Source organism: Chitinophaga horti (genome assembly GCF_022867795.2).
Classification (GTDB): domain Bacteria; phylum Bacteroidota; class Bacteroidia; order Chitinophagales; family Chitinophagaceae; genus Chitinophaga; species Chitinophaga horti.
Map to the genome: position 1 here is coordinate 3,172,358 of NZ_CP107006.1, position 25,574 is coordinate 3,197,931.

At 51.0% G+C, this 25,574-nt stretch carries 21 protein-coding genes and 1 tRNA gene; 17 read left to right on the forward strand and 5 right to left on the reverse strand.

The window, feature by feature from the left end; genetic code table 11:
• Positions 1-17 precede the first annotated feature (17 nt).
• The 14 genes from MKQ68_RS25910 (at position 18) to MKQ68_RS12805 (ending at position 15,305) form a co-directional block, all read left to right on the forward strand.
• Positions 18-212: a hypothetical protein gene (locus tag MKQ68_RS25910; protein WP_432803743.1), complete on the forward strand. Its 195-nt coding sequence runs from the start codon at positions 18-20 to the stop codon at positions 210-212.
• A 68-nt stretch (positions 213-280) separates the two neighbouring features.
• Positions 281-901, forward strand: a complete 621-nt coding sequence (locus tag MKQ68_RS12745; protein WP_264279458.1) for a hypothetical protein — start codon at positions 281-283, stop codon at positions 899-901.
• Positions 898-1,605, forward strand: coding sequence for a class I SAM-dependent methyltransferase (locus tag MKQ68_RS12750; RefSeq protein WP_264279459.1), 708 nt, complete (start codon positions 898-900; stop codon positions 1,603-1,605). The genes MKQ68_RS12745 and MKQ68_RS12750 overlap by 4 nt, the downstream gene beginning before the upstream one ends.
• Positions 1,606-1,876: 271 nt before the next feature.
• Positions 1,877-2,740, forward strand: coding sequence for a hypothetical protein (locus tag MKQ68_RS12755; RefSeq protein WP_264279460.1), 864 nt, complete (start codon positions 1,877-1,879; stop codon positions 2,738-2,740).
• A gap of 279 nt (positions 2,741-3,019) precedes the next feature.
• Positions 3,020-3,607: an RNA polymerase sigma factor gene (locus MKQ68_RS12760; RefSeq protein WP_264279461.1), complete on the forward strand. Its 588-nt coding sequence runs from the start codon at positions 3,020-3,022 to the stop codon at positions 3,605-3,607.
• Between the two features lie 85 nt (positions 3,608-3,692).
• Positions 3,693-4,853 carry a FecR family protein gene (locus tag MKQ68_RS12765; RefSeq protein ID WP_264279462.1) on the forward strand — a complete coding sequence of 387 codons (1,161 nt, stop codon included), beginning with the start codon at positions 3,693-3,695 and terminating at the stop codon, positions 4,851-4,853.
• Positions 4,854-5,194: 341 nt separating this feature from the next.
• Complete coding sequence (locus tag MKQ68_RS12770) at positions 5,195-8,455, forward strand: SusC/RagA family TonB-linked outer membrane protein (RefSeq protein WP_264279463.1); 3,261 nt, start codon at positions 5,195-5,197, stop codon at positions 8,453-8,455.
• Between the two features lie 14 nt (positions 8,456-8,469).
• Positions 8,470-9,969 carry a RagB/SusD family nutrient uptake outer membrane protein gene (locus MKQ68_RS12775; protein WP_264279464.1) on the forward strand — a complete coding sequence of 500 codons (1,500 nt, stop codon included), beginning with the start codon at positions 8,470-8,472 and terminating at the stop codon, positions 9,967-9,969.
• Between the two features lie 5 nt (positions 9,970-9,974).
• A complete protein-coding gene (locus MKQ68_RS12780) occupies positions 9,975-10,643 on the forward strand; it encodes a DUF4369 domain-containing protein (RefSeq protein ID WP_264279465.1) in 669 nt (222 codons plus the stop codon).
• 50 nt (positions 10,644-10,693) lie between these two features.
• A complete protein-coding gene (locus tag MKQ68_RS12785; RefSeq protein WP_264283645.1) occupies positions 10,694-11,155 on the forward strand; it encodes a TlpA family protein disulfide reductase in 462 nt (153 codons plus the stop codon).
• Positions 11,156-11,213: 58 nt separating this feature from the next.
• A complete protein-coding gene (locus MKQ68_RS12790; RefSeq protein ID WP_264279466.1) occupies positions 11,214-11,708 on the forward strand; it encodes a TlpA family protein disulfide reductase in 495 nt (164 codons plus the stop codon).
• 25 nt (positions 11,709-11,733) lie between these two features.
• A complete protein-coding gene (locus MKQ68_RS12795; protein ID WP_264279467.1) occupies positions 11,734-12,429 on the forward strand; it encodes an ABC transporter ATP-binding protein in 696 nt (231 codons plus the stop codon).
• 18 nt (positions 12,430-12,447) lie between these two features.
• A complete protein-coding gene (locus tag MKQ68_RS12800; protein ID WP_264279468.1) occupies positions 12,448-13,878 on the forward strand; it encodes a DUF3526 domain-containing protein in 1,431 nt (476 codons plus the stop codon).
• Complete coding sequence (locus MKQ68_RS12805) at positions 13,875-15,305, forward strand: ABC transporter permease subunit (RefSeq protein WP_264279469.1); 1,431 nt, start codon at positions 13,875-13,877, stop codon at positions 15,303-15,305. The genes MKQ68_RS12800 and MKQ68_RS12805 overlap by 4 nt, the downstream gene beginning before the upstream one ends.
• A 65-nt stretch (positions 15,306-15,370) precedes the next feature.
• On the opposite strand, the gene MKQ68_RS12810 is transcribed toward MKQ68_RS12805, so the two are convergent.
• On the reverse strand, positions 15,371-16,282 hold the full coding sequence (locus tag MKQ68_RS12810) for an AraC family transcriptional regulator (protein WP_264279470.1): 912 nt from the start codon (positions 16,280-16,282) through the stop codon (positions 15,371-15,373).
• A 124-nt stretch (positions 16,283-16,406) separates the two neighbouring features.
• On the opposite strand from MKQ68_RS12810, the gene MKQ68_RS12815 reads away from it, so the two are divergent.
• Complete coding sequence (locus MKQ68_RS12815; protein ID WP_264279471.1) at positions 16,407-18,818, forward strand: beta-galactosidase; 2,412 nt, start codon at positions 16,407-16,409, stop codon at positions 18,816-18,818.
• 73 nt (positions 18,819-18,891) lie between these two features.
• On the opposite strand, the gene MKQ68_RS12820 is transcribed toward MKQ68_RS12815, so the two are convergent.
• From MKQ68_RS12820 to MKQ68_RS12830, 3 genes are read right to left on the reverse strand one after another with little or no spacing between them, the layout of a single operon-like run.
• On the reverse strand, positions 18,892-19,755 hold the full coding sequence (locus MKQ68_RS12820; protein WP_264279472.1) for a RagB/SusD family nutrient uptake outer membrane protein: 864 nt from the start codon (positions 19,753-19,755) through the stop codon (positions 18,892-18,894).
• A complete protein-coding gene (locus MKQ68_RS12825; RefSeq protein ID WP_264279473.1) occupies positions 19,752-20,417 on the reverse strand; it encodes a RagB/SusD family nutrient uptake outer membrane protein in 666 nt (221 codons plus the stop codon). Before MKQ68_RS12825 ends, MKQ68_RS12820 begins: the two co-directional genes overlap by 4 nt.
• A gap of 19 nt (positions 20,418-20,436) precedes the next feature.
• Positions 20,437-23,508, reverse strand: a complete 3,072-nt coding sequence (locus MKQ68_RS12830; RefSeq protein WP_264279474.1) for a SusC/RagA family TonB-linked outer membrane protein — start codon at positions 23,506-23,508, stop codon at positions 20,437-20,439.
• Positions 23,509-23,890: 382 nt separating this feature from the next.
• Here MKQ68_RS12830 and MKQ68_RS12835 point away from each other — a divergent pair, with 382 nt between their 5' ends.
• Both MKQ68_RS12835 and MKQ68_RS12840 read left to right on the forward strand, forming a co-directional pair.
• The gene (locus tag MKQ68_RS12835; protein ID WP_264279475.1) at positions 23,891-24,913 is read left to right on the forward strand and encodes an LLM class flavin-dependent oxidoreductase; all 1,023 of its coding nucleotides are present in this window, start codon (positions 23,891-23,893) and stop codon (positions 24,911-24,913) included.
• Between the two features lie 118 nt (positions 24,914-25,031).
• Positions 25,032-25,439, forward strand: a complete 408-nt coding sequence (locus tag MKQ68_RS12840) for a nuclear transport factor 2 family protein (protein ID WP_264279476.1) — start codon at positions 25,032-25,034, stop codon at positions 25,437-25,439.
• Between the two features lie 13 nt (positions 25,440-25,452).
• Here the strand turns inward: MKQ68_RS12840 and MKQ68_RS12845 are convergent.
• Positions 25,453-25,526 (reverse strand) — tRNA-Pro (locus tag MKQ68_RS12845).
• Positions 25,527-25,574 lie beyond the last annotated feature (48 nt).

Sequence of the window (25,574 nt, forward strand, 5' to 3'; positions counted from 1 at the left end):
AAAGAGCCGAAGCTCATTTGACATGCAATGCAGTAAAAGAATTTGAAGGGACATTAAGGCTAATTTCTCCACAAAACTTCGGCTTCGTTGAAGATGTCTTTATTGACTCCAAAATCATAGAAGAGCGTAAGTTAAATACCGGAGAGACGGTAAAAGGAAGGGCGATCCGGTCATTCAATAAGAAAAAAATGAATGGGGATGGAGAACGATAGCAATTAATTAGTCAACGCATGCTACTCTAGCCTTGCACTTCCCCTCCCAATGCCCTACCTTAGCCCCCATGCACAAACTTCTCCACCCACACCTGCTCCTCTTAGCCGTAATATGCTGCTTCACCAACACCTCCTGCAGCAAAGACGACAGTAAAGGCGGCAACACCAACGCAACAGGCGTACGACTCAAACATTTTACCACAGCCACGGCGGTGCATGCAGCCATTGGCAGCTTCATGACCCAGTACAAGAACAACGACGGCGAGTTCGAAAACTACGGCAATTACCCGAACCTCCCGCACATCTATCGCTACACGGTATATTGGACGCACCCTTTCGGCGACGATTACGAAGCAAGCCGCCATATTTCTGCGGATGCGGGCATGGGAAGCGACTCCAGGGAGGAAATTCTTGAATACTCGCCCGGATATGCAGAAATCAAAGATAGCCGCTTAGGAAAGCCGCCTTACGAAAATGTGTTCGTCATCAAAAAAATGGATAGCGATAAACGGGACTGGCGCTTCGAAATGTATATCAACCTGGATGCTGTTAACAACGACAACCAGGTGATCACGCTCTCCGGCACGTATAGCCCGTGGCACGATGATGTTGAACCAATGGCGCCCAAACCACCCGGAGATGCTGCAGCCATCAGCGCCATGTTACAATTAACAGAAACCATCCCATGAATAAATCACTCTCCCACCACGTCTACAACGACCGTTCTTTCGCAGAACAGTACGCCCAAAACATCACCAACAACCCCTGGAACGCCGGCTACGAACGCCCCGCGTCCTTATCACTGCTACCCGATAACCTAAACGGCCTGCATATACTCGACGCCGGCTGCGGACCGGGCATAACGACGAAGGAGTTTCTCGAAAAACAAGCTACCGTCACCGCCATCGATTACAGCGATGCCATGGTCAGCCTGGCACAGGAAAACACAGGCGGCCGGGCGCACATCGTTCAACATGACTTGAACGAACCGCTTAGCATGTTCGCTAACGAAAGCTTCGATGTCATATACAGCTCCCTGGTGATTCACTACATCGATGACTTAAAGGCACTGTTTGCCGAATTCCGACGGGTATTACGCAAAGGCGGCCTGCTCATCTTTTCCACCGATCATCCGGATAACCCATTCGTCAAAGCGCAACTTGCCGCCGGCATCCGCCAGTCGTCCGTGCCGTGGGATGGCTACAATATCCACATGGATGTTTATCACCGGTCGTGGAGCGAGATTGAAAGCGCATTAACAAATAACGGTTTTTCGGTGAACAGTCAACTGTCGCCACATCCGTTACCTTTTGTGAAGGACATGTACCCCAACGTGTATGAAACCTTATCCACGGTCCCACACTTCATTTGTATAAGGGCGGTAGTGCTTTAACTATGGATTAGCAGTAGCATCGTAGTAGAATTACAGTAGAATCGCCATGCATTTGCATAGCTGTTTCGGGCCCCGCGCCTGCATAGTAGTAACAGTCCGTATAGCTATCCAAAACCCGGTATAGCTATTCCAGGACGAAAAAATCACCCTTAGAAAAGCGACAATTGCGACAATTTGCGACAATTGCGACACTTTGCGACAAAAAACGACAAGTGATTTTTTTGTCTCCCTACCCCCTCCTACCTTTGCCAATAACCAATATCTACCACATATGAAAAACCGGCAAATCGACCAGTTACTGGAAGGACATACCGTTATTCGTACAGCTAACGGTCTAAAAATAAGGCGTAAGCCAGGCCCCAAAAGGGAACAGGTACTGAAAAGTGCAGCCTTCGCAGGCACGCGCAGAAGCCTGGCAGATTTTCTTCAGGCAAGCCGCCATGGCAAAGTACTACGCCAGGCGTTACACGAAGTTATTCAGCCCGTAAAAGACAAGGGCATGCACAACCGGCTCACGAGCCAGCTTTACAAGGTCGTTTCGTCAGGACAGGGCGCTATCGACCAGCTGCGGCGGTTTGAGTTTGGTGGTGTTCGTCATACGTTGGGTAATACGTTCCGCTCGAATTACAGTACGCATATTGATGTGGCTAACCGGTGCGCCTGGGTCGACATCCCGGCGTTTAAGCCGAAGACGCAGCTGCGCGGCGCAGGCGGGGCTACGCATGTAAGGTTTCGGATGGTATTTGCCATGATTGATTTTGATGCGGGAACGGTGGTGCGTAAAAGTGTGATTTCAGCGCCGGTGCCGATAAATAATAAGTTGACAGAGCGGCAACGGCTGCAGGTGCAACTACCAGAAGGCACGATGGGTAATGGATACCTGGCATTTAGCATCGGATTCTTCGATGGTGAGGTGGAACTGCGCGGCGGGGCGGCGGTGATGGCGGAAGTGGCGGAAGCGCCGGCGATGGCTGAAGAAACAACGCGCGTCATACCAGCAGCTCAAAAAGTCCCCCCACGCAGGCAGCAACAAGCATGGCGCATTCCCCGCATCGCCATTACCTTTAAACGCCCACATCGGAGGCTGGCACGACAACGCATACACCGGGGTTGTATGCAAACAGCTGCAGGATAGCCGTGCCTGGAGGATGACGCGCACGAAAATTCATATTGACTTTCAAATAGCATTGTTTATATTTGCAACAATGTTGTAAATTACAGCATTCATTTATCGGCGCATGAACATGAAGATGAATACCGGGCACAAACCGTCAATGACTGCTGCAGGTTGCTTTTACAGGAGCGTGGCAGGAAAAGAATTTCTTTCTACCTTTATCTGCAATGCACAACCAGTTAATGTTCCAGGCACCTCATGGCAGCCTGTCCAACTTAAACAGGCGTACAACTTTGCAGCTTGAATAACCAGGATCTAAATAAAGAAAAAGCACTGCTGCAACAACTGGCAACAGGTGATGAGTATGCATTTCGCAGCATCTGCGAAACGTACACGCCGCTGCTTTATACGACGATCTTCCGTTTTACAAGCGAAAAATGGATCGCTGAAGAAATCATCCAGGACACCTTTTTAAAGGTATGGACTAAAAGGCAGGAGCTCGCAGAGATGGCCAACTTCAAGGGCTGGCTCTACACCGTGGCGAGCAACATGACGCTGAATGCACTTAAAAAGATGCGCCGCGAACAACAGGAGCTGGATCGCTGGCTTACTTTTAATGCGGCGGATATTGCGAAAAACGACTTAACACCGCAGGAAAAAGAAAGCTACCTGCAACTGCTCGCCGCCGCTGTAGAACGGCTCCCTCCCCGGCAGCGGGAAACGTACCGGCTTATCAAAGAGCAGCATCTAAAAAGAAACGAGGCCGCTCGTATCATGGGTGTTTCGCCCGAAACGGTGAAGTGGAACCTGGAAGAAGCGGTGCGTAACATCCGTACGTATTGCCTGTCAAAACTGCCTGTAGTACTCACTTTACTGCTGATCGACTGATCCCGGAAAAAAATTTTCCGTTTCCGCCCCCCAAACGCACCATCCGGTTGTTTTACTGATAACACTCCTTAATCTTTAATCGTCTATGCCCAACCTGGCCGACATACAAGCAATTTTCGACCGCTGCATGCAGGGTACTGCCACGCAGGCGGAACGTGACCTGTTGCACGACTGGATGGAGGAGCCGCAGAACGAAGCGGCGGCGATAAAGCTTTGGGAAGATGCGTTTGCAGCATCTGACGGCAGTTTGCAAATGGATGCACAAAGCAGGGAGCAGATGGTAACGACGATCCTCCGCAGCCAGCCGGCGCGGGTGAAACGACTGAACCCATGGCTTAAATATGCGGCGGCTATCGTGGTGTTGATCGCGGCAGCGGGTTATTTATGGCTATCCCGGCAACAACCGGCAACGCAGGTGGCGAAACAGTTGTCCCTGGAAGATATTACTCCCGGCAGAACGGGAGCGATACTGACACTGGCAGATGGCAGCACCATTTCGCTGGACTCATCCGCCAATGGTATTATCGCCCGGCAGAACGGAACGAATGTATCGCTGCAGAACGGGCAGCTGTCGTACAACGCCGGTGAAGCTACTACGCAAACGGTGGCATACAATACGATGACGACGCCGAAAGGCATGCAATACAGCCTGGTGCTGCCAGATGGTAGTAAAGTATGGCTGAATGCAGCGAGTTCACTCACCTACCCTACGTTGTTTAACGGCAAAGAACGTCGCGTTGAAATAAAGGGAGAAGCGTATTTCGAGATCGCCCCGAATGCCACGCAGCCGTTCTTTGTAAACATAAAAAATAAGGCAGAGATACAGGTGCTGGGCACCAGTTTCAACGTAAACGCCTATGACGATGAACCGGCGATCAACACCACGCTCGTCACCGGCAAAGTACGCATACACGCAGGAGCGCAGGCCACCCTCGCACCCGGGCAGGAAGCACGTATTACCGCAGGAGCATCTTCTATCGCGGTGAAGCCTGGCGCTGATATAGATAAGGCCCTGGCCTGGAAGAACGGGGTGTTCGACTTTAACGGGGCCAAACTTGAAGAGGTGATGAAACAACTGTCGCGGTGGTACGATATTGATGTGGTGTACGAACAGGGTATTCCGGACAAGGAGTTTTTCGGTAAGATGAGCCGCGACGTTACACTGGCCGGCCTGTTACGGGGATTGGAAGATGCGGAGGTACACTTCCGGCTGGAAGCTGGCAGGCGACTGGTGGTGCTGCGATAACGATTCATTTATTCACTTAAACATTACCAGCAAAAACTACACAGATCAACCATTTTCATCCTTGCCAATGCGGCGAATGCGCCACCCAAACTTATGTTTGCTCCATAAAAAAACCGGAAGTGTTTGCACCACTCCCGGCTAATGTTTTGGATCGAACATAAAGGCTGACAACCATTTTTTCAAACCAAAATTGCACCTAATTTATGCAAAAAGTTGCTAACTGCAGCATCTTGTGGTATGCCATGCCCGACCGACGGCATGTAAGGCATTTTACAAAGGCTTTCGCACACCACCTGCTATCCGCCATCTTTTCTGTACCAACAGGCAAAATGCCGAAGATTATGAGACTATTCAGTATTTTAATGTTTACCGCCGCTATGGCTGTTTCGGGCAAACCATCCGCGCAAACAATAACTTATACGGGCAAAAATGTGCCGCTAAAACAGGTGTTCACGGCCATCGAAAAACAAACCGGCTTCCTCGTATTCGCCAGCCGCGACGTGTTGGCCGATGCCACAACGGTTAGCATAGCGGTAAAAAATATGCCGCTGCAAACATTCCTGGATGAGGTACTGAAAAACCAGCCATTGAGGGCGCGCATGGAGGGTAAAACGATCTTCCTGTCGCGTAAAGCGACGGCCAGTACAAGCCCTGCTCCACCACAGGCATCACCATTGCGTGTACGGGTAATGGGCGCAACGGGAAACGCGCTCAGTGGCGCTACGATATTCAATAAACGAACTAAAAACTCGGGCATTACGAACGCAGAAGGTATTGCCGACATCAAAGCCAATGCGGGCGATGTGCTGCTGATTTCTTTTGTAGGCTATGTTACACAGGAAGTGACTGTCAAAGACGCCACTGCGCCCCTATACATTTCCCTGAATGCATCCAACAGCAAACTGGATGAGGTGCAGATCATTGCTTACGGCACTACCTCCAAAAGACTGAATACGGGCGCGGTAACGACGGTAAAAGCAGAGGACATAGAGAAACAACCGGTATCCAACCCGATCATCGCACTGGCAGGCCGCGTGCCCGGGCTGGCGATTCAGCAGACAACAGGGGCACCAGGTGCAGCGGTACGTTTCAATATTCGTGGGGTGAATAGTATCAGCGGTGTGAATGACCCGTTTATCATCATCGATGGCGTACCGTTTTCGTCCACCAATATCAGCATGAACAGGGGCAGCACACTGGGTGCATTCGGCGGTGCCAGCCCGCTGGATGCGATTAACCCCGCCGACATTGCGAGCATTGAAGTATTGAAAGATGCGGATGCTACGGCTATCTATGGCAGCCGCGGTGCAAACGGGGTGATCCTCATCACGACCAAGAAAGGTAAATCAGGTAAAACGGGATTGAATGTAAACGTTTACCATGGCCTGGGAAAGGTGGGCAAACAGATGGAGATGCTCAGCACCCGCCAGTACCTGGATATGCGTTATGAGGCCTTCGCCAACGATGGCGTTGACTGGCGCAGTCCGTCCGTAATAGCGAACGACCTCAAAACCTGGGACACTACGCGTTACACGAACTGGCAGGACATGATCGTGGGCGGCACGGCGAAGTATACCAGTGCACAGGTAGGTGTTAGTGGTGGTAACCAGCAAACGCAGTATTCGCTCACCGGCAACTACTGGAAAGAAACAACGGTGTACCCAGGCAGCTTCTACAACAAGAAGTTATCGGGTCGCGCGGGTATTAATCACCGGTCTGCCGACGATCGCCTGCGCATGGAGTTTTCGACTTTTTACACGTATAACGACAACTACTTTCCGTCTTTTAATCCCTACAACGACGCGCTGTACATCGCTCCTCATGCACCTGCCGTATACAACGCCGACGGCTCTTTTAACTGGGAAAACGGCAGCTTCAGGAACCCACTGGCTAACCTCAAGAATACGCAGTCGATCACGTCGTACAACCTGAACTCCAGTTTACTGCTGTCGTATCGCCTGCTTAAAGGCTTGTCTGCAAAGGCGAACATTGGCTATAACAAAGTGGACTATCATACCAGCACGCTCAATCCGCAAGCCGGATTAGATCCTTTTAATGCTGATCCTACCAACAACTCGGCTCATTACGCTGACCTGGCTAATACGGGATGGAATGCGGAGCCTTACCTCGACTACCAGGCTTCTCTGCTCGGCGGCAAACTGAATGCGATGCTGGGTACTACTTTCCAGGCACAATCGAGGACCAACAGTGGTGTAGATGGATTTAATTTTTTGGACGATGCATTGATGAATAACCCGGCGTCGGCGCAGGAGCGCGTGGTGGCGCCTACCACTATCGCGAAATACCGTTACAACGCGGTGTTCGGCAGGTTGAACTACAACTACCAGGACAAGTATATTGCCAACCTGACAATGCGCCGCGATGGTTCCAGCAGGTTTGGTCCGGGCAGGCAGTTTGGTAATTTTGGTGCGGTGGGGCTGGCGTGGATATTCTCCGAAGAGAAATTTATGCAGCCTTTCTCCGGCATACTGAGTTACGGTAAACTCCGTGGGAGTTATGGCATTACCGGCAGCGACGCTATCGGCGACTACGCGTATCTGTCTACCTACTCGGTAGCCACCAACGCCACTGCCGGCCGTGTAGCATTAAGGCCCGATCGCCTCTTCAACCCCGATTATGGATGGGAAAGCAACCAGAAAACGGACATAGAGCTCGAACTGGGTTTCATCGATAACCGCATCATGCTGTCGGCTAACTACTACCGTAACCGCTCATCCAACCAGCTGGTGGGTATTCCTATGCCGGCCATGACTGGCTTTACGAGCATCAACAGCAACCTGCCTGCTACGGTGCAAAACACAGGTGTGGAACTTTCGTTGAACACCGTCAACATTAAACGGAAAGATTTTACCTGGAGCACGTCGATGAATATGTCGCTGCCTAAAAACAAACTGGTGGCTTATCCTAACCTCGCATTATCTTCTCACGCTACGTCCTATATCGTAGGCAAACCATTACAACTGTCGATGTTGTACAACCTGGTGGGGGTGAATCCCGCCACCGGCGTAAACATTTACCGCGATGCCAATGGAAAAGATACCTCGTTCATCAACTCCATGTTCTTTACCCGGGCCGATCGTACGGTGTTGCTGAATACGGGTCCGCGTATATACGGCGGGCTTACCAACGAGTTCCAGTATAAAAACTTCCACTTTGACTTCCTGGTTATCTACAACTGGAAGATCCGCAATAACGACATTGCGACGATGACGGGTGTACCAGGACTGGCCAACAATATCCCCTTGTATGTGTATGAGAATGCCTGGAGGAAAGAGGGCGACCATGCAAAGTTCCAGAAGTTTACGCAGCGCACTACCTCGCCGGCTTACCGCTCGGCACCCTCCAGCTCCAGCAGCGCCTACTTTTCAGAAGTGTTCTTCTTAAGGCTGAACAACCTGTCTTTCTCGTACACCCTGCCCGAGGCATGGCAAAAGAAGATCCACACCAGCAATTGCAGGGTATACCTGCAGGGACAAAACCTGTTCACCATCAGCGACTTTAAGGGCGTAGACCCGGAAACAGGTACTACCAGTATGCCCCTGATGCGGATCATGACGGCCGGTATTCAATTTAACTTATAATCAAACGAGTAATTATGCCAATCCATATACATCCCCGCATTGTCAATATCACCGGATCACTGCTGCTATTGGCCATGCTGACAAACACCTCCTGCAAAAAGTTTATCACCCTGGGTGAGCCCGAAACCTCGCTCGGCGAAAAGGCCACCTTCACAAAAGAGGCCACAGCCACAGCAGCACTGCTGGATGCCTATAGCGGCATTATCAGCATATATGGCGGTACGTCGACCACCGCAAATGCCACGCTGGTTAATGCTATGTACGCCGACGAATACACGCTCACCAATACCGATCCCGGGTTGATGCAGCTGCATACCAATTCGCTGGATGCGAACAACGGTAACGTGCGCCTGCTGTGGAACAACACCTTCGCAACGATTTACAAAGTGAATGCCGTGATGGAGAATATTGAGAAATACGGGGTGGCCATTCCAGAACAGCGTAAGGCGCAGTTACAGGGCGAAGCCCGTTTCCTGCGTGCGTTCTGTTACCTGCATCTTGTGAACATCTTTGGAGATGTGCCCGTGCTGCTCACGTCGGACTACCGGCAAAACCGGCATATGCCTAAAACGCCCAGGGCGCAGGTGTATACGCAGGTTGTACAGGATTTGAAAGATGCGCAAACCATGTTGCAGGCCGACTACCTGACAGACGCAAACCTGCCCGGCACAGCGCGCCTGCGTCCTAATAAAGATGCAGCTACCGCCTTGCTGGCCCGCGTTTACCTGTACATGGAAATGTGGGAAGAGGCAAAAACAGCTGCTACAACCCTTATCAATAAAACAGCCGTTTACGGGCTGGAGACCGACCTCACCAGGGTGTTCAACATCAACAGCCGCGAAGCTATCTTTCAGCTTCCTCCCGGTTCGGGCGTAGTAAATCCCAGTCTCGTAGGACTTTTCCGGTTAACCGGCGCGCCCACCACTACAGGAGCAGGATCTGCCATTGGTATGATCAGCACGCGTTTATTAAACAGCTTTGAAGCAGGCGACAAACGCCGGTCGGATGCCTGGGTAGGCACTTCCACCTCTGGCGGCAACACGTACTACTTCCCGCACAAGTACAAATCAAACAGCGCGCTCACGCAATACCTCACCTCCATTCGACTCGCAGAGATGTACCTAGTAAGGGCGGAGGCATACATCCAGCAGGAAAACATCGCGGATGGCATAGCGGACCTCAACACACTGAGAAGAAGAGCGCGCGCAGTGGCTACTACACAGGTGCCGAATCCACTGCCGGATTTATCGCTCACCCTTACAAAGAGAGAAGCTTTACTGTCGCTGGAGCAGGAAAGAAAAATAGAACTGTTTACAGAAGGCCACCGCTGGTACGACCTCAAACGCTGGAAGGGCTTTAACAATCCCGCCGTAAGCCGCGCCGATGAGCTGATGCCGGCTATAACAGCCGCGAAAGGCGGCAGCTGGGAGGTTTACAAAAAACTATTTCCCTTCCCGCTTAACGAAACGCTGTTAAACACCAACCTGAAACAAAACGATCAATACGAACAATAATATTTATGAAGAACTTACACTTTTTAGTGCTCGCACCGGCACTGCTTGCCACTTTAGCCAGCAGCGCACAGAAGGTAGCTGCTGACGCCACGGTCGGCGAGGTTGTAGTGAGAGGAAAAATCGGCGATCTCCAACCGCCTAAACAGCTGTGGATTTACATGGGCGATGAAAAATGGGACACGGTAGCAGTGCGGAACGGGGTATTCGAATACCGCAAAACGACGAAATTGCCTGCCTACGGTGCTATCATGGTCAAGCACAAGCCTTACTACGAAACGGTGAAAGCATCTGGCCCGTTCTTCGGCAACATGAGCCTGATGAGCGTGTTTTTCGAAAAGGGTACCATGATCGTGAACAGTGCGACCGACACCATCAAAAGCACTACGCCGGTAAAAGGTTCGGTATTACAATCGCGTTACGCGGCGTACTGGAAAAAGAAGGCGATATCGTTAAAGCACAAAAGCAACTGGCTACCGCCTTCAGCAACGCTACCCCGGAACAAATGCAGTCCGAAGCCTATCAGCAGGCGTATGAAAAGCAGAACCAGGTATACCTGTTACAGCTGGACAGCCTTATCAAAAAGGAAATCGAACGTTATCCTAACTCGATGCATACCGTTGTATGCTTCGGCGCTTATGAACGTGCGCGCAAACCTGATTCGGCAACAGCGGTGAACATTGCACGCGGCTTTGGCGAAGTATATAAAAAACAAATGAACGAGCGCATGCGGGCATCCTACGGTCCTAAAGAAGTGGTGCCCGTAATTGCTGTAGGCACTGCTGCCCCGGAGTTTTCGCAAACCTCCACTAATGGCAAACCGCTGGCATTATCGGGCCTGCGTGGCAAGTACGTACTCATCGACTTCTGGGCCAGCTGGTGCGGACCATGCCGTAAAGTGAATCCGGACCTGGTGAAACTGTACGAGCAGTTTAAAGGTAACTCCTTCGAAATACTGGGCGTATCGCTGGATTCGGACGATGCTAAATGGAAAGAAGCAATACAGAAGGACGGGCTTACCTGGCAACATACCTCCGACCTTAAAGGCTGGAAGAATGACGTGGCGGCGTTATACGGCATCAAAGCCGTGCCACAGAACTTCCTGGTAGACCCATCCGGTAAAGTCATTGCGAAAAACCTACGGATCGCCCAGTTAGAAGAGGAACTACGTAAGCTGCTGAAGCAATAATTTATTGAACGTACCGGTACTCGCGTCGGTACGTTTACTGTTAACCATCATGACGTATATGAAAGCATTCATCAATTTGTCGATATTTCTTTTGGGCTGGTTTGCCGTTAGTGGCCAGTCCAGGCCAGCCGCCTTTCCATTTGAACTGAAAGACACGCTGGGTCGGGTGGTGCGACTCGACGACTTCAAAGGGAAAGTGGTATACATGGATTTCTGGTTCACGGGTTGCAAGGGCTGCGTGCAGGTAGCCAAAGGCTTACACGAAGCGGTGTTACCGGTTTTTAAGGCGGATACGAATGTGGTATTCCTGGCCGTGTCGCTGGATATTAATTTCCTGCAATGGAAAAAGAGCATCCGTGCCGGGCTTTATACAAGCGAAGGAGAAACGAATTTGTATACAATGGGCATGGGCGGCGATCACCCGATCTATAAACACTATGGCTTTAGCGGTGCGCCGCAGACCTTACTGATCGACAAACAGGGACTACTCATATCTTCCTCTCCCCCATTACCAGGGCCAGATCTCGTGGAGCTGATACGGGGCGAGTTATAACAAAGACTTACATCAAACCAACCATATGTTACAAATCACGGAACTCAATAAGACCTATGGCGACCACCAGGCGCTACGTGGCCTGAACCTTACCGTCAACAAGGGCGAAGTATTTTGCCTCCTGGGACAAAACGGCGCGGGCAAAACTACGACGATCAACATTGCGCTTGGCTTTCTGCCTGCCACATCCGGCAGCGTAGCCATAGACGGTTGGCAGGTAACGCCGGGCGGTAGCAACGCCAGCAAAAGCGTAGCCTACATTCCTGAAGTAGTGATGTTGTACGCCAATCTCACCGCCATAGAGAACCTCGACTTCTTCAGCCAGCTGGCGGGATATTCCTACTCCAAGGCCGAACTGCAAAGCTTTTTAACCGATGCCAACTTACAGGCAGATGCGCACCACAAACGCGTAGGTACTTTCTCCAAAGGAATGCGGCAGAAAGTAGGCATTGCCATCGCGATTGCCAAAAATGCGTCCGTGATACTGATGGACGAGCCGACGAGCGGACTTGATCCACGGGCGACAGATGAATTTACCAGGATCGTCAAAAACCTGGCAGCGCAGGGTAAGTCGGTACTGATCGCCACGCACGACATTTTTAACGCGGTGAACATCGGCACCCATATCGGCATCATGAAAAACGGGCAGTTGCTGCACGTGGTGAACGCTGCCGACATCACCCCCGACGCGCTTCAGCGCCTGTACCTGGAAACCATTTAATCACCTATCTGCTAAGACATGAAGCAATTTATTACACTGGCGCAGCATGAAATAAAATGCCTGTGGCGGGAACGGGCGTTCCAGGTACTGGGTGCGTTACTCGCACTGCTATCTGCCTACGCCATCATCACCTCCGCCGGCCAATACAACACCGCTTACAAAGAGCACCTGGCCCTTTCAGACTCGGCGCGTCACCTGCTGGTGCATCAAAAGCCCAAATCAGCGCATATGGCAGGGCATTACGGGCACATCGTATTTAAACCGGCCACGTTCCTGCAGGCGGTAGATCCGGGCGTGAATGCGTATACCGGCAGCACAGTGAGGCTGGAAGCACACCGGCAGAACGAAGCGGTCTTCATCCCGGCCGCTGGCCAGTCCTCACTGGTAAGATTCGGTGCATTTTCGTTTGCCCTCTTATTGCAGGTGGTTTTCCCGCTACTGATCCTGTTTACCTGTTACCGCGCTATCATCGCCGACAGGGAGAATGGAACACTGAAGCTGCTCGCGTCGCAAGGTGTGCGTATGCGGAAGCTGATTATGGCCAAAGCTGCTGCTTACACAGGCATCTACTGGGTTTTCCTGCTACTGGCGGCCACGGCCTATGCCATTACCTTTTACGCCGGGCAGGCGGCCGACACTACAGGCGATGTAATCGTGCGTATATTGGTATTAGTGAGTGTGTATGCCATCTATTATGCGCTCATCGTGGCGCTGACCGTCTTCCTCTCGGCCCGGGCCAAGAGTCCGTCAGGCTTGCTGGTAGGCCTGCTGGCAGTATGGTTTATCTTCACCATCATCATACCCAAAACCGCCGCCAGCATTGGTGCGCAGCGGGCACCGCTTCCTACGAAGCTGGCTTTCCAGGAAGCAATTATGCAAGAAAAGAAGAACGGCATTGACGGGCATGATCCGCAGAACGACCGTACGAAACGGTTTAAGGATTCGGTACTTCGCGCTTATGGTGTAGATAGCGCGCAGCAGCTCCCGGTTAAAATGGGCGGACTGCTCATGCAGGCAGACGAGGACTTCAACAACATGGTGTACGACCGCGCCATGCAACGCATCAGTCGTACCATCGCCGCGCAAAACAGCATTGGTGCCCTGTCAGGCTTTGTAGACCCATTTATGGCGGTAAAGAACCTGTCGATGGGCATTGCCGGCACCGACATGCAGCACCACTTTCATTTCACCACTACGGTAGAAGATTACCGGCGTGTGTTAATCCGGGACCTCAATAAACTCGATGCCGCGAAGGAGTCGGAATACAAAGACGAAAAAGGTAAACTCACAAATGAGTACTGGGAAAAGGTGCAGGACTTCCAATACGAATCACCCGCTATCCGCTGGAGCTTATCTAACTACCTGCCGGAAATGCTGGCCTTAGTCATTTGGATAACCGGCACTTGCGCATTGATCTGGTTCACCTCCAATAAAATTAGCATCGCATGAAGCAACTACTGACTTTCTGGAAGTACCAGGCCATCCTCTTCGCCCGCAACAAATTACTGGTAACCGGCTTATTGTTCCTTTTCGCCAGCGCTATATTCAGCGCCCGCTACGGGCAACACTTCGTTGCGCAACAGGAAACGATGATCTACTCCATCGACACGCTGGAACAACGCAACCGGGAATATGCCATCAATGAAATAAAACGGCGCGATACAGCCAGGATGAATGCGGAGGACAGCATCCGGTTTAATAAGGCAGGTAAATATTACCAGTCCGGCATTGCCGAAAGTAAAACCCTCGTCTATCGCCCCGGACCGTTTACATCGCTGGCTATCGGGCAAAAAGATAATTTCCCGTTTTACCATTCGCTTGCCGGTTACGACGCCAATATATACACCGCCGCCCCTACCGACATTCAAAACCCGGTAAAACTTTTGGCGGGCAACTTTGATCTTTCTTTCGTGATCATCTACCTGTTGCCATTATTTATTATCGCGATCGGGTACAATGTACTTTCCGGCGAAAAGGAGACTCACACATTTACGCTGTTGCGCGTGCAGGGAAGCGCCAAGCGTGTATTAAGCGACAAGCTGATGTTCCAGGCGGCGCTGCTGATCATCTGCACGATTATTATGTGTGGATGCGCTTTCATCGTAAATGGTATTACCCGTACGGCCACCATTACACAGATGATCAGCTGGATGCTGATCGCTGCCATCTACATCCTGTTCTGGTGCTCAATTGTTTACTTTGTAGCCTCACTTCAGCGGTCCAGCGCCACCAACGCGCTGGTGTTAGGCGGTACGTGGATCCTGCTCTTATTATTAGTGCCCTCGGTCATACATAAAAGCGTATCGTCTGCACACGAACAGGAGCTGGCGCAAACCATGTTTAACAGCCGCGGCGACCTGCCTACTGCGCGCGACCTGGATTCAGCGCAACTTATCGATTCGTTTAACCGGCTGAAGCACGACTATCCCATACCTGCCATGAACGATACCGGCAGCAGTGCACAGCGTTTCTACGAAAACCTGATGCGTCGCGAAATACAGACGCGTTTCGACAACGAACTGGGCAAGGCAGTGATTCGCAGCCAGGTGAATGAGTACAATAGAGCAATGTCCTTAAATTGGGTGAACCCGGTATTTGCCATACAGAACGCGTTTAACCAGCTGGGCAATTCGGAGATCAATAATTATCATCATTACCTGGCGGAAGCCGAAACCTACCAAACCAAACGACGTTATCACCTGAACAATTACGCCATACAGGGAAAGGCCTTTGGGATGGATGATTACCTCAATGTGCCGGAGTTTAAACTTACCCATAGCGGCCCTGCGCCTATGGACCTACTGAGGTTACTGGCACCGGTAATGTTGTTGTCCTTAGTGTTGGTGTTGCTGGCGGCCTTCAGGCCGATCAGATAACTAGCGCAGAGAAGTCGTATGATTCCTGATCATGCGACTTCTCTTCTATATTGCATATGGAGGTCTTATTTATTAGTCTCCATCTCCTCGGTGGTCCGTTTACTCCGGTACTGCTGCGGCGACACGCCCATCGTTTTCTTAAAGATCCGGGAAAAATACTGCTGGTCGGATATCCCCACGGCAAGGCCTATCTCCTTAATGCGTTTATCGGTAAACAGCAGGAACTGGCAGGCATGCTGCATTTTGAGGTGATTGTAATATTCAATCGGCGCAAAGCCTGTCTTTTTACGGAACAACAGTGAGAAATGGGAAGCGGAGAAGTTTACGGCCTGGGCGATTCCTTCCAAAGTAAGATTCTGATCCACGTTTTGTTTCATGAAGCTGATGGCCTGGTCCACGGTATCGCTGATGCTGTTATGCACTGCGCGTCCTTTATCTTCATAAAGAAAAGATGCCAGGTAGTGCCAGGCGCACATGTTACAGTGCATGAGGTGATCCATGCTGTAACCGCGTTCGAGCTGCCCGTACATTTCATCGAATAAAGCAATGGTCTTCCCTACATCTGGCAGAAAGCCTTTGTGACCATTCAGATGCCGGATCAGCTGCTGTGCCCATGCTTCCGCCAGGTTGCCATTGAAGTGCATCCAGTAGATCGTCCACGGATTATGCGCATCTGCCACGTAAGTATGTTTCACCTTAGCCGGGATAATGAGAAAATCGCCCGCCAGCAACGTGTACGACTGATCATGAACAATAGCGGTACCGGCACCTTCGTGGCAGTAGATCAGTATATGCTGATCTGCCCCGGATGGACGTTGGCGGTAATGAAAATGAGCTTTGGGATAATACCCTATATCGGTGATGTAAAGACTATTTATTAAAGCATGGGAAACACACTTACCCTGCAACACCGATCTCGGTATGATGATCGCCTTTTGCCCCTGGAACCCATCCTTCTTCCGTCGTTTATTCAGCATAACGTATTACAATAAAATAATCCACAACAATAATCACATTGTCACTGCTTCTTAAAGGTAAAAAAAGTTCTTTTGTACACATCGTTTATTAAATATTTACGCTCGGCTTTATAACATTTCACTTATGATCCTATCTACTTTCCGCGTACTGGGCCTGCCGGCACTGCTTGCTGTTTCCCTGCTGGCAACGGGCCAATCTTACCAGCTGGATGTCACGCAGGCGAAAACAGACATCCGTACAGGACACCTTCAACTCGGCGGCAGTAACCCTAAGGGAGACAGTATTGCTGTCAATAATTTTTACGCTACACTGAACGGCAAGCCATGGATCCCGATTGCGGGGGAGTTCCACTACTCGCGTTATCCTGAAAGTCGCTGGGAAGAGGCGATCCTGAAAATGAAGGCAGGCGGCATTAATGTGATCGCCACGTATGTTTTCTGGAACATGCATGAGGAACAGGAAGGACAGTTTAACTGGCAGGGCAACCGCGACCTGAAACGTTTTGTACGTCTTTGCGCTCAAAACAACATGCCCTGCATCGTACGCATCGGCCCCTTCTGCCACGGCGAAATACGCAGTGGCGGCATTCCCGACTGGATCATGGGCAAGGCATTGAGCATTCGCTCGAATGATCTATTGTACCTCCGGTATGTCGAGAGGCTGTATAAAGAGATCGGCGGACAGCTGCATGGCATGCTGTACAAGGAAGGCGGCCCGGTAATCGGCATCCAGATTGAAAATGAATACCAGCACTCGGCGGCGCCATGGGGACTCACTTATCCCGGTCAGCCCCACGACTTCACCGCGTCTGAACGGGACTTGTCGGTAACGCAGGAAGGCGTTGGCATCGCCGAAGGCAATAATCCTTATGCGGAATTGGGCAATGATCATATGAAAGTATTGAAACAACTGGCCGTCAAGGCCGGACTGCAGGTACCGCTGTATACGGCCACCGGCTGGGGCAATGCCGCCATCGTACCCAACGCATCTATCCCCGTAACAGCCGCTTACGCCTATCCCTTCTGGACGGAGAAGAAGGACCAGTCGCCGTTTTTCCTGTATACGGACCTGCATAAAAAACCAGACTATTCGCCCGTCCGGTATGTTCCGCAGGACTACCCTGCGTTTGCGTCGGAACTTGGATCAGGTATTATGTCTGTTTACAAAAGAAGACCGAAAGCTGTGCATCAGAGCTTCGATGCGATGATCAACCGCTGCCTGGGCAGCAGCGCGAATGGCATCGGTTACTATATGTATCATGGCGGCTCCACGCCGCAGGGAAATGGCTATTACTTTAACGACGAAGCGTACGGAATGCCGAAGATCTCTTATGACTTTCAGGCGCCCATTGGCGAATACGGCCAGGTTAGAGAAGGCTTCCATCGTTTAAAGTTGTTACACTTCTTCGTGCAGGACTTTGGCGATCGCCTCGCCCCTATGACCACGGTGCTGCCTGCCAATGCGGCGACGCTCACGCCCGTGAATGTGACCGACCTCCGTTATGCGGTGCGTTCAGACGGCCAACGCGGCTTCCTGTTCGTCAACAATTTCCAGGATGATGCGGTGAGTACGAATAAGGAAGATATCGCCATCACACTAAATACCAGAGAAGGCGCGATACCGTTTCCAGCGTTCTCATTACCCTCCGGCGAAAACACGATCTTTCCGTTTAACTTCGATATGAATGGCGCAAACCTTCGTTATGCTACGGCACAACTGTTGATGAAAGGAAGTGGTGAAAAGAGTGATTTCTTTGCCTTCTTCACACCCGAGGGCGTGAAAGCGCAGTTTCTATTTGGTCCGGATGTGAAGATCAAACCGGCTAAGGGTATTCGTATCAGCAAAACCCAAGAAGGCTCCCTGGTGAGCGTTACCGGTACAGAAGCCGAATTCAGTATAATCGCGAAGGGCGTTAAAACCAATTTACTGCTGGTTCCGAAGAAGAAGGCACTCACCTCTTACGTGGTGAATGTATCGGGCCACAAACGCCTGTTGTTTTCGCCTGCTACTGTATTACAAGACCGAAACGGCAAACTTCAGTTTTATGCAGATAACTCGCCTGAGTTTACCGCGACCATCTATCCCGCACCCAAAACACCGCTCAAAAGCGCTTATGCAAAAGCGATGGGCAATGGCATGTGGAAGTTCCAACTACCCGTCGATTCGCTGATCGTCACCACCAAAGCGACAGGCAGTAATAAACTACAGGTACAATTGCCAGCTACACTGAAAAAGCACGTGGCAGATGCGATCCTTACTGTAGACTACATTGGCGACACCGGCATGGGCTTCCTGGATGGCAAACTGGTTACCGACGAGTTCTACAAAGGTATTCCCTGGGAGATAGGCTTGCAGCAGTTGATGCCTTTTCAGAAAGAACAGGCGCTTAACTTTTACTTCCGCCCTATGCACAAGGATGCCAGTTACTTTGTAGACCTGGATGGGGCGGATATTCCCGATTTTGGCGACAAGAAAACGTACCTCAAAATAAATCGCGTATCAATCCGACCGATCTACTACGTGGAGGCCGAATAACACCTACTGAAAAAAGAACAGCACCTTCAGGAATGAAGGTGCTGTTATCCTTACCACGTGTATTTTAATCAAACTACTTCCATAAATCATTTTGCTTCATCGCCGTATTGGAGTTGATTTCTCCCTGCGGAATCGGGAAGTAATCGTGCTTCAGCGGTACATAGAATTGTTTGCCCACTTTATCACTATTGGTTACTTCCTGCTGCAGCAGCCCCCACCTTTTCAGATCATAAAAACGCTGCCCTTCCCGCGCAAATTCCAGGAAACGTTGGTGCCTGATCTCTGCCATCATCGCATCTTTCGACAAACCAGCTGCCAGCAGGCCCAGGTTCGCCCTTGTGCGCACATCCTGCACGAACGGATAAGCTTCTCCTGCCCTGTCCTGCATGGTGAGGGCTTCTGCCAACAGCAATTCAATATCGGCAAAACGAAGCGCTCGTTCATTGTTGCTGGAGGTATAGTTGGCCGCGCCACTCGTGCCGGAAAGCTCATTGTCCTGCATGTAGTTCTGGTATTTCTTGAACATCGACTTGTAGCCGAACTGTAAGGTAAAGGCGCTGAACGGCTTGTTGTAAAACACAGAACCGGGATAATCCCAGGCGAGTGTCGCATACATGCGGGGATCTAAGGCACCACCCACCGTTTTCTCTACCTGGAATTCGTTGAACAGTTTGTCGGTCGGACTCACCTCGAACCAACCCGCTACTTCTGATGGCGCGAACTCCTGTGCGGTCGTTACCCCCAGGCTTTCATTCGCGTTCTCGCCCGACCATGGATTGGTGCCGCCTACGTCATTCAGCTGAATCTCGAATACGGATTCAATATTGTTTTCACGATTGGCCACAAAGTTGTCGCCGAAATCGGTGGTGAGATCATAAGTGAAAGGTGCTACCGTCAGCTGTTTCAACGCGGCTTCTGCCTTCGCCCAATCTTTCATGTATACGTAGGATTTGCCCAGGTAACCCAAAGCTGCCCCCTGGTGGCCCTGCCCTTTTCGGCATTGTCTCTCGTAACGGGCAGTGCAGGTGCGGCCTCTGTAAAATCTTTCACGATCTGTGCCCACACTTCTGCCTCCGGCGATTTGGGGATGAAGTAATCCTCTTTAACGGCGGGTACCGTCAAACGGATAGGCACATCTCCAAAATTGATCGCCAGGATGAAGTAGTTAAGTCCTCTCAAAAACTTCGCCTCGGCGATGTACATATTTTTCTTATCGTCCGCAAGTCCGGCCTTATCGATGTTTTCCATGATCTGGTTCGCACGGAAGATGGCGCGGTACGAGATGTTGAACACGTTCGTCGCCGCGGCGTTATCCGGCGTATTGGTGAAAGTGGATAACTGGTAGAGGTAATTCACGTCGTTGCGGATGAAAAAATCATCCCCGCGACCGTTCGACAATTCCACGCCACGCACGCCCCAATATCCGCCGTCTACGTTTTTAAAGAGTCCGTAAGTAGCGGCCAGTGCGCTTTTAATATCATCTTCTGTTTTCCAGTAGATGTCTGATGTAATCCTGTTCGGATTCGTTAGTTCTAACGTATCGCTTGCGCAGCTGGCGAGTGACAGCGTTGCGGCGGCTATGATAAGTATCTTTTTCATACATTGAATTTTAATCGTTCTACAATCCCAACTGTAAGCCTACAGAAAGTACCCTGGCCAATGGATACGCCACATGGCCATAATCCACGCCCCTGTCCAGTATAGTACCGGTGCGACCAAGATCGGGGTTGAAGCCGGTGTACTTCGTAATGGTGAACAGGTTATCCGCACTCAGATAAGCCCTCAGGCTGGATATCTTGATTCTTTCCAATGCTTTTTCCGGAACGTTATAGCCCAACTGCAGGGTCTTTAACCTGAAATAAGAACCGTTCTCCAGGAAGCGGGAAGACGTTTGTGCATTGAAGTTAGGATCGTTGATCACTGCCCTTGGCACGTTTGTCGGCTTTGCTGCAGTCCAGGCGTTAAGCGTGGCACGGCTGTAGTTCATTTCCAGGTTCATGCCTTCGAGGTCCTGGCGCATACCATTGTAAATCTTGTTGCCGGAGGTACCCTGCATAAATGCATTCAGGTCGAAGTTGTAGGCAGATACATTGAAGCCAAGCCCGTATTCAAACTTAGGGAAAGGACTACCCATGTTTACGCGGTCGGAGTTACTGATAAGACCATCGCCATTCGCATCGAAGAATTTGATATCGCCGGGTGCAGCATTCGGCTGGATCAGTTCACCGTCTTTATTGGTGTAAGCATCAATCTCCGCCTGCGACTGGAAAATACCGAGTGACTTGATCAGGTAGAAAGCAGCCACTTCGCCACCCGCCTGCGTTAATGTAGTAGACGCGCCGTGATGCGTTGGTTGTCCGCCGAATATCTGTTGCGAACCTGTACCCAGTTCGATCACTTTGTTACGAAGCGTGGTGAACGTACCGGTTACATTATAACTGAACGGGTCTACTTCATTACTATGACTCAATCCCATCTCGAAACCTTTGTTCTGCAAGGTGCCGGCATTGATCACCGGGTTGGAAGAAGAACCGGCCGAACCGGGGATAGGCACGTTTAACAGTACATCCGTCGTTCTCTTCTCAAAATAATCGGCCGTGAGGTTTAGCTTGCCATTAAAGAAACCCGCATCGATACCCACGTTAACGGTCTTCGTGTTTTCCCATTTGATATTGGGAGATGCAAATGCCGTTTGGATAGCGCCGAACCATTTCTGCTGATCCGGACCACCCACGTAGTTGATGTTAGAAGCAATGGCCGCGCTGTATTGGTAGTCGCCAATTTCCTGGTTACCTAAAATACCGTAGCTACCTCTCAGCTTCAGTGATGACAAGGTAGTGGGTGGGATAGACCAGAAAGCTTCATTAGAGATATTCCAGCCCACGGCTACAGATGGGAAATTGCCGTACCGGTTGCCTGCGCCGAAACGCGAAGAACCGTCGCGGCGGAAGCTGGCCGTCAGCAAGTAGCGGTCATCGTAAGAATAGATCACGCGGCCGAGTGTAGAGAGCAGTACATTCTCTGTACGGTTGCCCGCCACGTTAGCCGTACCGGAAGCGGCATCCAGCTCGCGGAGACCGTCAGGCAAATTGGTTTTGCTGGCCAGCCAATAATTGTACTGGTACTTCTGGTAGGTATAACCTACCAGGGCCTGTATGCTGTGTTTACCGAAATCCTGCGTGAAGTTGAGCGTATTTTCCGCCAGCACTAACTGGTTCCTGTCTTTAGACTGACTTAAATCGTTAGTAGGATGTGAGAACAGCGAGCCTACATTATAGCGGCGATGGTAGTCGTCCGTGGCACCGAAAGAGCTGGTGTAACCTAAGTTAAACCGGTATTTTAAAGATGGCAACAGGCTCACCTCTGCAAAAGCATTGGCGAGAATGGAGGTTACTTCGTTCGTAATGTCCTCAAGATACAGCTGCGCAACCGGGTTGGCGATGTTCACCACTGGTCCGCTTGCGCCCGAGAAGCCACCGATAGCGGTACTGTCATATATCTGGAAAGCAGGGATCATCTTTGCTGCAGAGCCTACAGGGTTACCACCCTGGCCGCCCCAGCCGCCGGGCATCCTGGTCCACTTTTCCCTTGTGAGCAACACCGTTTCGCCGATCTTGATCTTGCCTTTGGTTGTTTCTGACTTTACACGCATACCATAACGGCTGTAGCCTGTTACGTCAACGATACCGTCCTGGTCGTTATACTCACCCGATACACTGTAGCGCGAAGATTCATTACCACCGCTGATCGATAGCTGGTATTGCTGTATCACCGCAGTACGATAGATCGCATCCTGCCAATCCGTACCCTTGCCCAGCGCCGCCGGGTTGGCTGCGATCGCCAGTCGCGGTAAACCTGCTGCATCGTGTGCCGCATTACTTACCGTAGCCCACTCGGAGGCATTCAACACATCCCAGGCATGATCTATCTTTTGCAGGCCGACATTCGTACTGAACTGGATGGCTGTTTTGCCAGCCTTGCCCGACTTCGTGGTCACCAGCACCACGCCGTTGGCCGCACGCGAACCGTAGATCGCCGCTGCGGAGGCATCTTTAAGAATATCCATCGATTCGATATCGCCTGGTGCAATGTTATTGATATTAGCCACCTGCACCCCGTCTACCAGGTACAGCGGCGCCGAGTTACCCAAAGTACCCACGCCCCTGATGAGGATGCGCGTACCGGCACCGGGGTCGCCACCGGCCGATTCGACAGTGACGCCGGGCAGCTTGCCCTGCAAGGCACGGCCTACGTTACTCACGCCTTCCGCCTTAATATCGCCCGCCCTTAAGGAGGCGACAGAACCGGTAAGGTCCTTTTTACGTACCGTTCCGTAACCGATCACCACTACTTCGTTTAAACCGGATACGCTGCTTTTGAGTGTAACATTCACTATACTCTCACTGCCGACCGTTACCGCTGCCGACTCGTACTCCATAGAAGAAATCAGTAATACATCGCCCACCTTTGCAGCAAGCGAAAACTGGCCTTTATCGTCAGTGATAGCGCCTGTGGTAGTGCCCTTTACCTGCACCGAAGCGCGGAAGACCGGTTGTTGAGATTCATTCGTAACCTTACCTGAAATCGTTTTTTGTGCGTTGGCTAAAAGTGGAGTTAGCATCATCATCCATACAAACGCCATTGCCAGCCAGGCAGGCGGTGAACTGTTCACCTCTGTGAAATTTTTCATACGGGAATGTTTAATGTTTGCGGAATTTATCCGGTGGAATTGTTCTCGGGTAAAGATAGTTTGATGCGAAAAATCACCGTTGGACTATTGGACTTTTTATATGGATTATCTTATTATGCTGTCACCCGTTCGCAGGGAAAAGTTGTAGTGGGGACCGCAATACGGACAGGAACAAATTTTCCCCTGTCCGGGGTTAACGACCGTGCAGTTTATTTGGATTAAAACGATAATGGCAGCGGCCTGTTTTCTCAATAAGGGATAAAAGATTCAGGTGGGTGAAAAATTGATCCCTGGAGATGCGCTCCGGTATCCTGCAGGTAACCGCCGTTACAGCCGACCTGGGCCAAAATTGAGTTATCTTCGTAGCCTTGAAAAGAAGCGTATGAAGAAAATAGGATTCTTATCGTTCGGCCATTGGTCTAATCATCCTGCCTACCAGGCCCGTACAGCAGGCGACACCTTACTCCAGTCGATTGATCTGGCCGTTGCTGCTGAAGAAATCGGTTTGGATGGCGCCTATTTCAGGGTACATCATTTCGCGGCGCAATTAGCCTCTCCTTTTCCTTTACTCTCTGCCATCGGCGCTAAAACGAGCCGTATAGAGATCGGAACGGGCGTGATCGATATGCGTTACGAAAATCCCCTGTACATGGTGGAAGATGCCGGTGCGGCCGATCTGATTTCGGGCGGACGATTACAACTGGGCATCAGCAGAGGATCGCCCGAGCAAGTGATTGATGGATGGCGTTACTTTGGATATGAACCTGCAGCCGGCGAAACCGATGCAGACATGGGCCGCCGCAAAGCGTTACAGTTCCTGGAACATTTGAAAGGCGTTGGATTTGCACAACCGAATCCTTACCCTATGTTCCTGAATCCCCCGGGATTATTAAGGCTGGAACCACATTCCGCAGGGCTGCGCGACCGCATCTGGTGGGGCGCAGCGTCGGATGCCACCGCTATCTGGGCCGCCGAAAATGGCATGTACCTGCAAAGCTCCACACTGAAGTTTGACGAGAGCGGCAAACCGTTCCATATACAACAGGCAGAACAGATCCGGGCATACAAAGAAGCCTGGAAAAAGGCCGGTCATACCCGCGAACCAAGGGTATCTGTGAGCCGTTCTATCTTCGCATTGATGAATGACCGCGACCGTCAATATTTTGGCCAGGATACAAGAAGTGCCGACAAATTCGGCTACATCGAAAGCGACCGACGCGCCGTATTCGGAAAAAGTTACGCCGGCGAGCCGGATCAGCTGATTAAAGAACTGGCAAAGGATGAAGCGATCCAGGAAGCGGATACGTTGTTGCTGACGATCCCTAATACGTTGGGGGTGGATTATAATGTGCATGTGTTGTCATCGATACTCGAGCATGTGGCGCCGGGGTTGGGGTGGCGATAAGTGAATGAGATTTTGAGATGCCCGTAGACGTTGCGTTTACGGGCATCGTTGTTTGTATAGCAAGAACGATGAGCTGGCACAATATGTGCGCTCATGCAGCCAACCTAAAACATCGTTTATGACGAACCTCGAACTCACACGTAAACTTTGGGATGCTTCTGAAGCGACAGGCAGTTTTCAGCCTATCATCGATCAATTTGCGGAGGATGTGGTCTTCCAGGCGACTATCCCTCCCGGAACGCCGATCAGCGGTGAGTTTCGGGGCAAGGCCAGGTTGCAGGAGTACTTCGATACTATACTGCCGCAGGTGGCGAGTTTCGAGCAACTGGAACCTTTGGAGTTTGTGCCGCATGGCGAAGATAAGGTGATCATCCTGGGGAATGATGCATTTACGCTGCCCGTGAATGGGAAGAAGTACAGTAGTCCTTATGCTACGGTGCTTACCTTCCGTGGTGGGATGATTGTGAAGATGTTGATTATACAGGATTTGTCGGGGATTTATGAGGCGTATAAAGGGCAAGCGTAAGTTGTCCTTTTAGTCGGGAAGACAGGATTCGAACCTGCGGCCTCGTCGTCCCGAACGACGCGCGCTACCGGGCTGCGCTACTTCCCGTTGGGAAATCAAATTTAGCAAATCAGCAATTATTTCAAAAAAATCTTC

Excerpts from the sequence above, each read along its gene's own strand:
- MKQ68_RS12745 (WP_264279458.1), top strand. The coding sequence starts at position 281 with ATGCACAAACTTCTCCACCCACACCTGCTCCTCTTAGCCGTAATATGC.
- MKQ68_RS12750 (WP_264279459.1), top strand. The coding sequence starts at position 898 with ATGAATAAATCACTCTCCCACCACGTCTACAACGACCGTTCTTTCGCA.
- MKQ68_RS12755 (WP_264279460.1), top strand. The coding sequence starts at position 1,877 with ATGAAAAACCGGCAAATCGACCAGTTACTGGAAGGACATACCGTTATT.
- MKQ68_RS12765 (WP_264279462.1), top strand. The coding sequence starts at position 3,693 with ATGCCCAACCTGGCCGACATACAAGCAATTTTCGACCGCTGCATGCAG.
- MKQ68_RS12770 (WP_264279463.1), top strand. The coding sequence starts at position 5,195 with ATGAGACTATTCAGTATTTTAATGTTTACCGCCGCTATGGCTGTTTCG.
- MKQ68_RS12775 (WP_264279464.1), top strand. The coding sequence starts at position 8,470 with ATGCCAATCCATATACATCCCCGCATTGTCAATATCACCGGATCACTG.
- MKQ68_RS12780 (WP_264279465.1), top strand. The coding sequence starts at position 9,975 with ATGAAGAACTTACACTTTTTAGTGCTCGCACCGGCACTGCTTGCCACT.
- MKQ68_RS12785 (WP_264283645.1), top strand. The coding sequence starts at position 10,694 with ATGCGGGCATCCTACGGTCCTAAAGAAGTGGTGCCCGTAATTGCTGTA.
- MKQ68_RS12790 (WP_264279466.1), top strand. The coding sequence starts at position 11,214 with ATGAAAGCATTCATCAATTTGTCGATATTTCTTTTGGGCTGGTTTGCC.
- MKQ68_RS12795 (WP_264279467.1), top strand. The coding sequence starts at position 11,734 with ATGTTACAAATCACGGAACTCAATAAGACCTATGGCGACCACCAGGCG.
- MKQ68_RS12800 (WP_264279468.1), top strand. The coding sequence starts at position 12,448 with ATGAAGCAATTTATTACACTGGCGCAGCATGAAATAAAATGCCTGTGG.
- MKQ68_RS12805 (WP_264279469.1), top strand. The coding sequence starts at position 13,875 with ATGAAGCAACTACTGACTTTCTGGAAGTACCAGGCCATCCTCTTCGCC.
- MKQ68_RS12810 (WP_264279470.1), bottom strand. The coding sequence starts at position 16,282 with ATGCTGAATAAACGACGGAAGAAGGATGGGTTCCAGGGGCAAAAGGCG.
- MKQ68_RS12815 (WP_264279471.1), top strand. The coding sequence starts at position 16,407 with ATGATCCTATCTACTTTCCGCGTACTGGGCCTGCCGGCACTGCTTGCT.
- MKQ68_RS12820 (WP_264279472.1), bottom strand. The coding sequence starts at position 19,755 with ATGAAAGATTGGGCGAAGGCAGAAGCCGCGTTGAAACAGCTGACGGTA.
- MKQ68_RS12825 (WP_264279473.1), bottom strand. The coding sequence starts at position 20,417 with ATGAAAAAGATACTTATCATAGCCGCCGCAACGCTGTCACTCGCCAGC.
- MKQ68_RS12830 (WP_264279474.1), bottom strand. The coding sequence starts at position 23,508 with ATGAAAAATTTCACAGAGGTGAACAGTTCACCGCCTGCCTGGCTGGCA.
- MKQ68_RS12835 (WP_264279475.1), top strand. The coding sequence starts at position 23,891 with ATGAAGAAAATAGGATTCTTATCGTTCGGCCATTGGTCTAATCATCCT.
- MKQ68_RS12840 (WP_264279476.1), top strand. The coding sequence starts at position 25,032 with ATGACGAACCTCGAACTCACACGTAAACTTTGGGATGCTTCTGAAGCG.